General features: G+C 48.1%; 8 protein-coding genes. 6 read left to right on the top strand and 2 right to left on the bottom strand.

All coding sequences use genetic code 11. The features are described from left to right. Positions 1–94: 94 nt before the first annotated feature. A complete protein-coding gene (gene mltG / locus ABCW47_RS07750) occupies positions 95–1,435 on the top strand; it encodes an endolytic transglycosylase MltG (protein ID WP_343209281.1) in 1,341 nt (446 codons plus the stop codon). Between the two features lie 64 nt (positions 1,436–1,499). On the opposite strand, the gene ABCW47_RS07745 is transcribed toward mltG, so the two are convergent. Continuing rightward, complete coding sequence (locus ABCW47_RS07745) at positions 1,500–2,783, bottom strand: GHKL domain-containing protein (protein ID WP_343209280.1); 1,284 nt, start codon at positions 2,781–2,783, stop codon at positions 1,500–1,502. Between the two features lie 14 nt (positions 2,784–2,797). Next, on the bottom strand, positions 2,798–3,523 hold the full coding sequence (locus tag ABCW47_RS07740; protein ID WP_343209279.1) for a LytR/AlgR family response regulator transcription factor: 726 nt from the start codon (positions 3,521–3,523) through the stop codon (positions 2,798–2,800). Between the two features lie 326 nt (positions 3,524–3,849). Here ABCW47_RS07740 and ABCW47_RS07735 point away from each other — a divergent pair, with 326 nt between their 5' ends. From ABCW47_RS07735 to ABCW47_RS07715, 5 genes are all read left to right on the top strand, one after another. After that, on the top strand, positions 3,850–7,704 hold the full coding sequence (locus tag ABCW47_RS07735; RefSeq protein WP_343209278.1) for a SpaA isopeptide-forming pilin-related protein: 3,855 nt from the start codon (positions 3,850–3,852) through the stop codon (positions 7,702–7,704). Continuing rightward, entirely contained in the window at positions 7,688–8,371 is a 684-nt protein-coding gene (locus tag ABCW47_RS07730; protein WP_343209277.1) for a class D sortase, read from the top strand. Before ABCW47_RS07735 ends, ABCW47_RS07730 begins: the two co-directional genes overlap by 17 nt. 2 nt (positions 8,372–8,373) lie before the next feature. Next, complete coding sequence (locus tag ABCW47_RS07725; RefSeq protein WP_343209276.1) at positions 8,374–9,492, top strand: GGDEF domain-containing protein; 1,119 nt, start codon at positions 8,374–8,376, stop codon at positions 9,490–9,492. A gap of 247 nt (positions 9,493–9,739) precedes the next feature. After that, positions 9,740–11,479 carry an ABC transporter ATP-binding protein gene (locus ABCW47_RS07720; RefSeq protein WP_343209275.1) on the top strand — a complete coding sequence of 580 codons (1,740 nt, stop codon included), beginning with the start codon at positions 9,740–9,742 and terminating at the stop codon, positions 11,477–11,479. Continuing rightward, a complete protein-coding gene (locus ABCW47_RS07715) occupies positions 11,476–13,257 on the top strand; it encodes an ABC transporter ATP-binding protein (protein WP_343209274.1) in 1,782 nt (593 codons plus the stop codon). Before ABCW47_RS07720 ends, ABCW47_RS07715 begins: the two co-directional genes overlap by 4 nt. Positions 13,258–13,439 lie beyond the last annotated feature (182 nt).

Genomic DNA, 13,439 nt, shown 5'->3' with positions numbered 1-13,439 from the left:
AAATAAACAAAGATGACGATATGTACTCCGGTACAGCAGAGAAAGTATTTCTGTGCGGCACCGGTCTGATTGTGTAAAAAAGGAGCAGATTAGAATGAGACAAAAAATAAGTTGGAAACGGCTGCTGGTAATCGCTCTGTCTGTGATGATGCTGGCGGGATTTTTGCCCGGCGATAAGATTCAGGCGGCACAGACTGCCAAATATGGCGTGCTGATCGGCGATAAAAACGGCAAATATAAGTTTTATGACCTGAACGGTGAGAAAGGGGATCAGCGGATACTGCTGTCTCCGAAAAAGAATATCATGGTGCCGTTAAAGCTGCTCACTTCCTATATGCCGGACATTGATTACAGCTTTGATTTTGCCACCAATAAAGCTACGTTGAAGAATAAAAAGAACGGCAGAAAGCTGGTTTTGACCAAGAACACCAAAACTGCCTATTCCTATACGAAGAATTCTTCCAGGAAGACAAAACGGACCATGACCTATAAAATGTATATCGATTCCGCCAGCAATGCGGCGGTTGCCCATATCTCGGCTCTGAAATGGGTGATGGCTGATGCCAATGGCTATAAGTATTTTAAGAAAGCGGATATCCGCAGCGCCGGTTACGACGCGAAGGATTTCTCCGGAATTATTGTTTATAACCCATATAAGAAGGTAACCAGCCTTCCGGCAGCCGACAAAGTAACCTATGCGCCGAGGAAACTGGCCGCCAATGTGGTGAAGGTAACGATACCGGAAGGGTATTCGGTGGCCCAGATTTTTAAGAAGCTGACCGATGCCGGCGTCTGTGTGTCTTCAAAAGCCTTGTATAAAGCGGCGGATAAGCTGGATCTGACCGCATATGAGCTGACGGCCCAGAGGGAGGATGACGAAAACAGATGCTTTGATCTGGAGGGTTATCTGTACCCGGACACCTATGAATTCTACCGTAACAGTGTGCCGGCCGATGTGCTCAAGACTATGCTGTCGAATACGGAGAAGAAGCTGACCACATCACAGCGAGACCGGGCGGCTCAGATGGGTATGACGGAGGATGAAGTGCTGACTCTGGCTTCCATAGTAGAAAAAGAGTGCGGCGTGAAAGAAGAAAGAGAAAAGGTTGCTTCTGTCTTCTTAAACCGACTGAAAACCGGAATGAAGCTGCAGAGTGATGCTACAATCCATTATGTGGAGAAATATGTGAAGCCATATATCAGCGGAGATAAGGACCAGTATAATTCCTATTATAATACGTATAAATGCCCGGCACTGCCGGCAGGACCGATCTGCAATCCGGGGAAATCGGCGATTGACGCGGTGCTTTATCCGGCGGAGACGGAGTATCTGTTCTTCCTTACCGATGCGGATGGCCGATATTATTATGCTGTAACCTATGAAGAGCATTTAAAGAATGCAGAGCTGGCAGGCTTGAATACAACAGAAGAATAGAATCAATAGAATTGAAAAAACGGGAGTGCTTCATCGGAGCACTCCCGTTTTGTATAGAAATTATTTACTTTTGAAGCAGGATACGCAGTTCAAACCAGCCTTCCTGGGCAGAACAATCCAGGATTGCACCGTATTTTGCGGCAAAAGCTGCAATACTCCGAGTCCCGGTGCCATGTCCTTTTTTTCTGGAGATGGGCAGACCCGTTTCTTCACTGAATGTAAGCAGACCCTCGTAGGTATTCATTACTTCAATAATGTACTGATCCGCCACCTGTTTGGCGGTAACAATAATCTTTCTCTCCTTGTCCGGCGGCACGGCCAGACAGGCATTTACCGCATTTTCCACCGCGTTGGAGAAGACAACGGCCAGTTCTTGTTCATCTACCGGAAAACCTTCCGGCGGTATGATGGAAACATTCAGATGTACTCCGTTGTCGGCTGCCCGATGCAGAAAGGAAGAGATCGCCGCGTTGATGGAAAGACTGGTGCTGTAGCTGCATATTTTAGTGTTTGCCAGGTCACTGCTGTATTTGTCAATGGTGGACAATGCCTGCTCCCATTTCTGGTCCAGAACCAGCGAACGTATAATCTGCATATAGTGGCGCAGGTCATGACGGTTAATTTTATTTTTCTCCTCTTCCTGCTGCATCAGCATCAGATGTTTTTTTAGCAGCTGTGTCTGCAGGGAAAGTGCATTTAAGGCATCCTGATTGATGAATTCCTGCTGCATATTTTTAAAAAGCTGGTAGATCAGATAATAGGAGATCACCAGGAAAAGCAGCAGGGGGATCAGAGACCACAAAACAATGGGATGCTGGTAGACAGGCTGATACGCAGTAAGTAAAAAGTCAATGGAAAAACAGAAAATAATAGGAATCAGGCTTAGAGATGCCCAGCCAACCTTCAAATGCTCCATAACCGTCCATAATGGCCGCCGGAGAAGTCTGATTATCATAAACAAAGCAAGCAGATAGGTAAGAGAACTGATAAAATTATCAAACCACATACCGATCTGGAAAAACTCTACGATCATGCGGATCAGGCCCGAAAACATTAAAAAGGACGCAGCGGTGAGAACACAGAATACACACTGGAAGCCCCGGTATTTGGATAATACATAACAGATAATAATAACCGGAACCGTGACGGTCAAACCGGAGAGCTGGACAGTCAGGTCACGTCCCAGAACGTGGATCAGAATCAGATTGCCGGTGAGAATAACAGCAAAACTGATCATGAGTGTAATTAAGGTTTGTTTTACGGAATATCGCCTTTTAATAAGAAAATAAACAAAGATGTAAAAGAACAGGATATCTCCGACTGTATTGACAATATCGACTGGTTTCATGGAACAGCTCCTTTTTACAGCATACCTAAGAATTTCAGATAGCGGCTCTTCACCTCACTATAGTTCTTGCGGGATATGGGTATAGCGGTATTATCTGACATCATAAATTCTTTCAGCGTAAGCTTATGAACGAACGCCATATTGACGATATAGGATTTATGAGGATGAATAAACCGGCTGTCTCCCAGAAGGGGAGCGGCGGCTTCTTCAAAAGTTGTTCGAATGTGTGTGCTGGTGACCAGACGGCGGTCCTGAAGGGTAAAATAGAGCACATGCCCCCTGCTCTCCAAATAAGCGATTGTAGAAAACGGAAGAGCGATTAAGCCTTCCTTTGTTCTTACAGCCATATTCTGGGAAAGTTTGGTCTGTATCCTAATCATGGCCTGATCCAGAACCTGAAACAACTGATTGTCCGAAACCGGTTTTAAAAGATACTGAAAGGCCGAGACGCGGAAGGCCTCCAGAGCAAATTCAGGAGAAGAAGTCAGATAAATCAGGACTGCTGCCGGCCGTATTTCGTGCAGCTGGCGGCCAAGCTCGATCCCGTTTGTTTCCGGCATCAATATATCCAGCAGGAACAGATCAAATTGTCCGTCTTTTGCAGCAGCTAACAGTGCCTTGGGAGAGGAAAACGGGTGAATTGATACATCCCATTCCGGATGGAGCTCAGTATAACGAAAAAGCTGAGATAAAACAAGATTCAACTCCTCAATATTATCTTCACAAATTGCAAGACGCAAAATCAAAACCCCCAATTTTCAACATTATTTTTATGATATCACAAAAGTTCTTGTTATGATAAGGCACCATCCGTTTATTGTGTGCAAAGGCAGTCAGGTTTTGTGCTGGCGTGTACAGAAAACAAAATGATGCTGATATGATTAGTTTAATTTGATAAAATTATGAAGCATTTTACGACAAATTGCAACTTTTTATTTCGGATTGTTGTCTATAAAAATCAGACAGTATATAAAGCTCCGGGGCGTACAGGCGGATATGCCTGTTTCTTTGCTGCAGGGGTAATAGATAACAGAATGGGGGACAAGACATCTTCGGATGGATACATATGAAGAAAAAGGTATTATATCGAATAACAAGTTTTATTGTCGTGCTATCAATTTTAGTCTGCGGCGTTCAATTCTCTGCCAGGGCATCGGCGGAGGACAGCGGCGGAGCCGGCGGCCTTTCCATGAGCGAATTTATCGACCGGACGGAACTGAAGAAATCGGATGGAGGGATATTTGAAGAGATTCATACGGGAGACTCTCTGAGTCTGCAGGATCAATTTCAGCTTACTTACTATTTTGATTTATCAGAAGAACAGATCAATAACATGGTTTTCAATCAGACAAGTACGATAGCCGGAAACCTTACAGAGGCTTATCAGATACCAATTCCGGATTATATAAGTATAAAACTTTCTGCTAATCAGTCAGATAGGACGGAAGTAACTCTAACAGGCGGCAAGAAACTGGGAGAAATTTATATTCATGATGGTAAGGCTGAGTTTTACTTTTCCGATGCTATTAAAGATGAGAGCGGAATTAACAATGCCTACCTGCATCTGGGAGCTGCGCTGGATCAAAATCAGGTGGGAAATGAATATCAGATCGATATCCCGGTGGATAAAAATAATCTTCCGGTGACTGTTTATATCAGCGACAATCAGCCAATGGACCCTTCAATTACAAAAACCGGGATCTATCAGAAGAACGATGGCACGATTTTGTGGGAGATTTCGTTGATAGCCGGCAATAAATGGCCGGCAGATCTGGTGCTGACCGATGAGCTGGGAAGTGACCAGGAGTATGTGGCCGGAAGCTTTATGGCCGATGGTGTCAAGATAGCGGATATTGCCCCGGATGGTCCGGTGAAAATAGAAAATAATAAATTGACCTATACCATATCGGCGGCGGATGCGGCCTCCCTGCCAGAGAAGATCACCTATGCCACGAAGCCATCCAACTCCCTTTTTGTCAGCGGGAATGATCTGGTCACCAGCGGTTCGGTGAAGGTGCAGAATGCAGCCAGCCTGTCGCTGCAGGGAGAGAGTTCACCGGTGAGCACAGCTTCGGCTTCGGCTGACGTGCCCATATCCTGGCTTGAAAAAGACGGGGCTTATCAACACGGTGAACGGGAAATCGAATGGACACTGACCTTAAATTCCAATGGACATGACCTGAGCGATATCGTGGTTCACGACCGGCTGCCGGCAGGACTTTCCTTTCAGTCAGGAAGCCTTATGATAAGCGGAGCGGCACAGGGCGACCCTGCCGGTATTTCCGCTGATTACACCGGCGGGGAATTTTCTTTTACCCCAGGCACCGGCACGGCGGATAAACCGGTTACGATCTCCTATAAAACCGATGTGAACCCGGAATTATATAAAGAAAACAAGGATATTCGCTTTGAAAATAAGGCCTGGCTCACCTTTGACTGGGACTGGCAGGGAAATGGAGCACCTGTTTCTTTCATACTCCCGGAGATCGGCAAAGGGGTGAAGGCGCCGCTTAGTACCATTACGAAAAAAGGCCTTTCCTACAACACAGCAACTCATGAAATAACCTGGCTGGCGGAGGTGAACCGGAACAATCTGGACTTGAGCGCTGTAAAAGTGACGGATATGGTGAGTACCGGAGATGACGAGGGAAAGCTGAGCTATGTATCCGGTTCTTTAGTTATGACGGACGATAAGGGTGAACCGGTCAGCAGTGCTATAACACCAAATGTAACTATGTCGGGGAAGAATCCGGTATTTGATTTCGGCAATACGGGAACGAATACCTTTTACTTCACCTTTAAAACACTGGTTGGGGACGCATCGTTTTACGCTGCCAATGCTGCCAGAGTCTTTCACAATGAGGCAGCCCTGGCTGCCAAGTATGCGGATAAGGAGATTAACGGAACTACAGAGGCAGATTATAAAATAACAAGCACAGTGCTGGAGAAGGAATCGAAAACCTACGATTACGAAACCCAGATGCTCACATGGAATATTCGGGTAAATAAAAATAAGCTGCCGATGGATAATGTAGTGATTCTTGATACTATTCCACAGGGACAGACCCTTCAGGAAAATACATTGAAAGCGGGCAAAGTGGGGGAAACTCTTGAAGCTGTCCCATCTGATAAGTATACGTATGAAGATTCTAAACTGTCCGTTACCCTGGGAAGTATTCAGGAAGAATGGGAAATCAGTTTTCAGACGAAGCTGGACCCGGATATGGTGGCTTCTTTCCACACTGATAATGGAAAAGCAGAGGTTACCAATGAGGTCACCATGATCAGGGATAACTATGCTGACATTAACGTTACGGGCAAAACCCAGCTGAACAATCAGCTGATCGGCAAATCAGCGGCCTACACCCGCGGGAATGACTTTATCGAGTATACCATCAAGGTTAATCAGAACCGGGTTGTCCTTCCGGCCTTCACAATTACAGATACCCTTCCCAAGGGGCTGATGCTGAATACGGAATCTATCATATTATATGAAGCTTCCGTAGCTTCTGACGGAGCGTTTGTAAAAGGAAATGAAGTGGATCAGGCGGACTATCACTATGAATATAGCAGAAGGACCGATACCAATATTTTTAAGCTGACGCTGCCAAACGATCCCAATAAGGCCTATGTGCTGGAGTATATGGCCCTGATCGTGGACGTGCAGAGCAGTTTTGAAAATAGTGCGGTTCTCGGGAGTGCCAGCACCGGCATTGGGGACAGCAATAAGGTGAACTCGGTGGCTGTCAATTCAGCCGGCGGGGGCGGTATGTTAGCCAAAATGGGAAGTGTGACGCTGACGCTTCTGGACGAAACGGGTAATCCACTGCAAAACGGTACTTTCTTTTTGTACCAGGGCGATATGCTGCTTCAGGAGGGCAAGACCGACTCCAGTGGCAAGATTACCTTTTCCTATCTGAATCTGAATAAAACCTATACCCTGGAACAGACTGAAGCGCCGAGAGGTTACCAGAAGACACTGGCTAAAATAGATATTAATCCCACCGACGGCAATAAAAAACTGACGGCTCAGTTTGACAATAAACCCAATACCGGCAGTGTCGAATTTTTTAAGACAGATGATAGCGGAAGGTCTGTAGCAAATGCGGAGTTTGCCTTGTTTGCCGATTCGGACGCCGCGCTTACGGCGCCTCTTCTGACCGCGGTCAGCCAGGCGGACGGAAAGGTTGTATTTGCGGATGTGCCGATTGGAAATTATCTCCTGGCCGAAACAAATGCTCCGTCCGGATACGAGAAAAATGAACAGATCTTTACCGTTTCCATAGACATTGACGGCATTTGTTCCAATATTGCGGACCAGGCAGATCCGGCGGGGACACCCGTTGTCAATATCGTAAATCAGGCCATACCGGGACAGGGGATTATGCCCGTGCTCCTTGGGGGCATTAAAGTCGTAAAGACTGACGAGGAGGGAAAACCTCTTGCAGGAGCTTCTTTCGAACTGCGGGACGAGAAGGGCAAACTGATCCAGGAGGCTGTTTCTGATGCGCAGGGCAGCGCTGTTTTCCGGAATCTGCACTTTGGTACCTACCAGATCACAGAGACAAAAGCGCCGGACGGCTTTGTACGGCTGGCTGAACCGGTGGATGTTGTGGTGGACAGCATCGTGATGCAGCAGATTACACTGATGAATAAAGCGGAGACAGACGGTGAGGCAGCACAAGAGCCGGATCGCTCAGACTCTGACCCGGAAGAGACGGAAGAACCGGGGGCGGAGGATACGGAGAAGGAGCCTCATGAGGATACGGAAGGGGCAGGGGATGAATCCGAAAAGAATAAAGCAGATAAGGCAGAGCTTCCAAAGACCGGAGGATTTTTTGGAACGGGTCTGGTCTATCTGATCGGAATGATGCTGATACTTGGCGGGATCGGAATAATAAGATATGGAAAGAAGGAATAGGATAAAACGTTTTCTCGGCCCGGCCCTTATTATTCTGGGGACGCTGCTCTTGTTTGCAAATACGGTCTGCCGGGTGTACGTGGAGTACCAGAACGACCGGGCCATACGTGCCTTCCGGGCTATTCAGGCGCCGGGGCTTGCTGCAGATGACAGGAAGACCGGGGAGAAACCGGATGAAAACGATATCGGTGGAATAAAAAAAGCCCGGCAGGCAGAGGTTCCTGCCGGGGAAACAGATACTAATATGACGGAGGGAGTGCTGGGAATTCTGAATATACCCGCTATTGACCTGACACTGGCCGTGAGCGAGGGCTCAGGAGCAGAGGTTCTGCGCTGCGGGCTGGGGCATATGGAAGGGACGGCTCTACCGGGAGAGCAGGGTAATTTTGTTGTGGCGGGACACCGGAATTACGCATATGGCTCCATGTTCAACCGCTTGAATGAGCTGAGTGTCAATGATATAATCAAATATGAAACAGAAAACACCGTATATACCTATGAAGTATCCAATATACTGATTGTGGAGCCGGATCAGATTGAAGTGACGTATGAGACGGAGCAGGAGATGATCACATTAATAACCTGCACTCCCCTTTATATCGGAACGCAGAGGCTGATCGTACAGGCTTCTTTGATGCAAACAGAGCACTATGAAATGGGACAGTAAAGATGAAAACTTTGATTGATGCGGCGGGAAAGTTTATAAAGGACAGCAGGCAGTTTTTTGCTGAAAACAGCTCCATTATCGCGGACCGGAATCTTCGTATGCTCAAGCTGGTCAGCGGATTGGGATCTGTTTTGTTTGCCGCTTATTTTATTGTTACCTGCTTCATTTTCCGCTCGGAAATGCTTGGATTGATCTATGTGTTTATATTGGCGGCCATGATTGCCCTGTACGTCTTTGTCTGCCGGTACAGAGGAAAAGGTATGGCAGAGTACAGTGTCGTTCAGCCGCTCTGTGTATTTCTGGTATCTGTGATAATGATCTTTACGATCTGCATCAGCGTGTTCCCTTTTCCGGAGAGGCCGGCTGTCTTTTTTTCCATTCTATATCTGGCGCTGTCCATTCTGTTTGTTTTTCCTTTTCACAAGACACTGCTGCTGTTTACCTCGTTTGAGGTGCTTTATATCCTGGTGGCAGTGCTGTTTAAGGATGATACCGGGGTTTTGGGCTATGATCTTTTTTCTGCGATTACGGCATGGGTGCTGGGAGGAGTGATTTCCTTTCTGATACTGGATAGTCAGATCCGGGAAGGAAAGCTGAGGAAGATGCTGGAGACCGCTTATTCGACAGATACCGTGACGGGGCTGCCGAACCGAAAGCTGCTCACCAGCTTTCTGGAACAGACGTTTGATGCCAGGAAAGAGTCCGGCGGGCAGATGGCTGTTATGCTGATGGATATTGATGGGTTTAAGGAGTATAACGATACCTTCGGGCATCTGGCCGGGGATGACTGCCTTGCCTTAATCGGGCAGGCCCTGAGAGAATATACGGATGAGACGCAGATTTTCGGGGCCAGGTACGGAGGGGAAGAATTTGTCTTTGTGCTGGATGAGCCGAATCGGGAAGAACTGTCTGCGTATGCCGGCGCGCTGGTAGAAAAGATCCGCGGGCTTCAGATCCCGGCAGAGTACAGCCGCTTTGGCATCGTCACCGTCAGCGTGGGCGCCGCGGTTCGGCAGGAATCGGATGAAACTTATCTTTCCCTTCTTGACCGGTCGGATCAGGCTCTTTATCAGGCCAAGAAGAAGGGCAAGAACCAGTATGTCATATGGGACGGCAAATAAATAGAGTATGTAACCAGGACCAGGAGCAGCTGCGGGAATGCAGCCTGCTCCTATTTGTTATAATAAGAGGGATTCGAAGCCTGCCGTCGTTTGTTATAACAGGACAGCCCGCGAGTCGTGCTGTCGTTTATGTTGTATAACATTTTCGTATGGAGTCCATATTTTATTCATAGTGGTATTACCATATGCCGTTTGTTATAATACATAAGGAATTATATTAATTTTATATACTTAAGGAGATGAGATCTTGTCCAAACTGCTCGTATACTTAAAACCTTACCGGAAGGAGAGTATTCTGGGACCCTTTTTCAAAATGCTGGAGGCATTGCTGGAGATTATGCTGCCCACGGTGATGGCGCTGATTATCAATAACGGTGTTGCTTCCCGTGATATCCACTATGTAGTGAAGCTGGGCATTATTATGTTCATCATGTCGGTACTGGGCTTTTTAAGCTCTATGATATGCCAGTTTTTTGCATCCAGGGCGTCTCAGGGATTTGGAACCAATTTAAGAAATGCCCTGTTCCGGCATATATCCGGCATGTCCCACAAAGAACTGGATCAGTTCGGAGCAGCGTCCCTGACCAACCGGATCACCAACGACGTCAATCAGATTCAGACAGCAGTGGCGATGGTAATACGTCTGGTTGTACGGTCTGTCTTTATATTTCTGGGGGCAATCGGTATGGCAATGCTGCTGGATTTTAAACTGTCACTTATTCTGGTGGCCACGATTCCCTTTATCTCTCTGCTGCTATACTTTTTTACAAGCAAGACCTCTCCCTTATATAAGATATATCAGAAACGTCTGGACAGAACCGGCTCCGTAATCGGAGAAAACCTTTCCGGCGTCCGTGTCATCCGTGCGTTTGCGGCAAAGGATACGGAGAAGAAGAGGTTTCGCCAGGCCAACGATGAGCTGACGCAAACCGGCGTCCGCATCGGACTGCTGTCCTCTCTGCTTAACCCGCTGAACCAGTTTGTGATTAATACGGCAATTGTGGTATTGCTGTGGGTGGGCGGTTCCCATATTAATGCGGGAAATCTGGAAGCCGGTACCATTGTGGCATTTATCAATTACCTGACTCAGATTGTCTATGCTCTGACGATAGCCTCCAATCTCATTGTTTTGATGACAAAAGCGTCCACTTCCGCCGGCCGTATCAATGAAATCCTGGATACAAAACTGACCATTCAGGACGCCGGGAAACCGAAAGAGGGGGATACGAGGGAAGAATTACGAGGTCAGGTGGAATTCCAGAATGTGTCTTTCCGGTATGGGGAGACAGGAGATATGGCTCTCACGGATATTACAATCCTTGTCCGCCCAGGCGAGACGATCGGGATCATCGGAGGAACAGGGTCCGGAAAATCCACTTTTATCCAGCTGATTCCCAGGTTTTATGAAGTGACGGAGGGAGCCGTGCTGGTGGATGGCATTCATGTAAAGGACTATACTTTGACAGAACTGCGGGAACGGGTGGGAGTAGTGCCTCAGAAAAATGAATTGTTCTCCGGCACAATAGCCGAAAATATCCGATGGGGCAATCAAGATGCCACGGACGAGGAAGTGAAGGCCGCAGCAGAGATTGCCCAGGCCGATTCTTTCATCCAGGCGCTGCCGGACGGATATCAGGCGAAGGTAGCCGCCGGGGGTGTGAATTTCTCCGGAGGCCAGAAGCAGCGGCTGGCCATTGCCAGAGCGCTCGTAAAAAATCCGGAGATTCTGATTCTGGATGATTCCTTTTCCGCTCTGGATTTTGCCACGGATGCCGCACTCCGCCAGGCAATCCGGAAAAACAGCCGGAATATGACGGTCTTTATCGTGTCCCAGCGGGTGAGCACGGTGCGCCGTGCCGACAGAATCATGGTATTTGACGATGGCGCCCTGGTGGGATTTGACGCACATGACCGATTAATTGATACCTGTGAAGTATATAGGGAGATCTGTCTGTCCCAGATGCCTTATGAGGAGGTGAGAAGATGAGCCGGAACAACACTGCCCGGTCCGGAAAACCGGAGAAGGGCAAGATCCTCAGCCGTCTGCTCGGCTACATTGGCCGCAGCCGGATACTGGTGCCTCTTGCCTTTTTATCTGCCATAATCAGCGCCCTGGCCAATCTCCTGGCCCCCTCCCTTATCGGAAAAGCCATCGACCATATGATCGGTCCCGGTCAGGTTGTATTTTCCGCCCTGTTTAAGCTGGCGGCTGCTCTGGCTCTGACCTACCTGCTGAGTGTTTTATTTACCTGGCTGCTCACCTATTTTTCCAACCGCCTTGCCTATCAGACGGCGAACAGACTGCGGGTGGATCTGTACAATAAAATGAACCGTCTGCCCCTCCGGTATTTTGATAACAATCCCCATGGGGATACCATCAGCCGTTTCATCAACGATGTGGATGCGGTTGTAGACGGCATGCTTCAGGGGGTAGCCTCTCTGATGACAGGCGTGGTGACTATCGCGGGGGCGATCGCCTTTATGCTGCCGATCAGTCCTGTCATGACTCTGGTTGTCATTTTATCGGCGCCCTTTGCCTATCTGGTCGCGGGCTTTATCACAAAGCGGTCCCAGAAATATTTTGGAGAACAGGCCAGAACGCTTGGGAGGCTGAACGGCTATGCGGAAGAAATGATCGCCGGACAGCATACGGTAAAAGCGTTCCACTATGAAACTACATCTGTGGAGAAGTTTGAGGCCGTGAATCAGGAGCTGTTTCAGGTTGGTACCAGGTCACAGTTTTACGGGGCAATGGCCAACCCCACAACGCGGCTGATTAACAATACGATTTATTCCGTCATCGGGGTGACCGGCGCGGTTATGGCGATCATGGGAAGCATTACGGTAGGCAATATTTCCAGCTTTCTGATTTACTCCAATTTGTTTTCCAAGCCATTTAATGAAATCACCAGCGTCATCACCCAGATTCAGACGGCGTTTGCCTCCTGCGGCCGGATCTTTGCCCTTCTGGACGAGGAAGAAGAGATTAAGGACGCTCCGGACGCCAGGGAACTGAGTACGTGTGAGGGAAATATACGATTTGACCACGTGGCCTTTTCCTATGTGGAGGATAAGCCACTGATTGCGGATCTGAATCTGGATGTGAAGGCCGGAAGCCGGATTGCAATCGTAGGCAGGACCGGCGCCGGGAAGACGACCCTGGTTAACCTGCTGATGCGCTTCTATGAAGTAAAGAAAGGAGCCATTTACGTGGACGGCATCCCGATTGATCAGATCAAGCGGGATTCTCTCCGGAGAAATTTCGGTATGGTACTCCAGGATACATTTTTATTCCATGACACCATACGCAATAACATTGCCTATGGCAAACCAGACGCCACTGACGAAGAGGTTGAGGCTGCTGCCAGGGCGGCAGGTATCCACGGTTTTATAAGAAGGCTTCCGGAGGGCTATCAAACGATAATAGGAGGAAACAGTGCCATGTCCCAGGGACAGCGCCAGCTCCTGACAATAGCCAGAATCATGCTGATCAATCCTCCGATTCTGATTCTGGATGAAGCGACCAGCAGCATCGATACCCGTACGGAGTTAAAGATTCAGGCCGCGTTCGATAAGCTGATGAAGGGAAAGACCAGCTTTGTGATCGCCCACCGGCTTTCCACGATAAAAGAGGCGGATCTGATTCTGGTAATGGAGCAGGGAAACATAATCGAAAAAGGAACCCACGAGGAGCTGCTGGAAGCGGGCGGAGCCTACGAAACACTTTACAACAGTCAGTTCCCCAAGCCAGGTGAATCCGACTGACCGGAACAAACGCCGGCACGCTTTGCGAACCGTCTTACTGATACAGCAGCCGCACCGATATTGGTGCGGCTGCTGCTGGTTAATCCTTTTTATTTGAAACTGTATCCGAAAATGAGGTATACTTATTATAATACCGTCAGCCGGGACGGATGTCTGTGACCGGCAGGGGTTTTCTTCATCGA

It is taken from the genome of Anaerolentibacter hominis (assembly GCF_032380675.1).
GTDB lineage: Bacteria > Bacillota > Clostridia > Lachnospirales > Lachnospiraceae > Anaerolentibacter > Anaerolentibacter hominis.
The sequence above is the reverse complement of the archived record's forward strand: the minus strand, read 5'-3'. Positions and strand labels throughout refer to the sequence as shown.

What these genes read in the sequence shown, in the direction of transcription:
- ABCW47_RS07745 (WP_343209280.1), bottom strand. Translation starts at nt 2,783, where the DNA reads ATGAAACCAGTCGATATTGTCAATACAGTCGGAGATATCCTGTTCTTT.
- ABCW47_RS07735 (WP_343209278.1), top strand. Translation starts at nt 3,850, where the DNA reads ATGAAGAAAAAGGTATTATATCGAATAACAAGTTTTATTGTCGTGCTA.
- ABCW47_RS07730 (WP_343209277.1), top strand. Translation starts at nt 7,688, where the DNA reads ATGGAAAGAAGGAATAGGATAAAACGTTTTCTCGGCCCGGCCCTTATT.
- mltG (WP_343209281.1), top strand. Translation starts at nt 95, where the DNA reads ATGAGACAAAAAATAAGTTGGAAACGGCTGCTGGTAATCGCTCTGTCT.
- ABCW47_RS07725 (WP_343209276.1), top strand. Translation starts at nt 8,374, where the DNA reads ATGAAAACTTTGATTGATGCGGCGGGAAAGTTTATAAAGGACAGCAGG.
- ABCW47_RS07715 (WP_343209274.1), top strand. Translation starts at nt 11,476, where the DNA reads ATGAGCCGGAACAACACTGCCCGGTCCGGAAAACCGGAGAAGGGCAAG.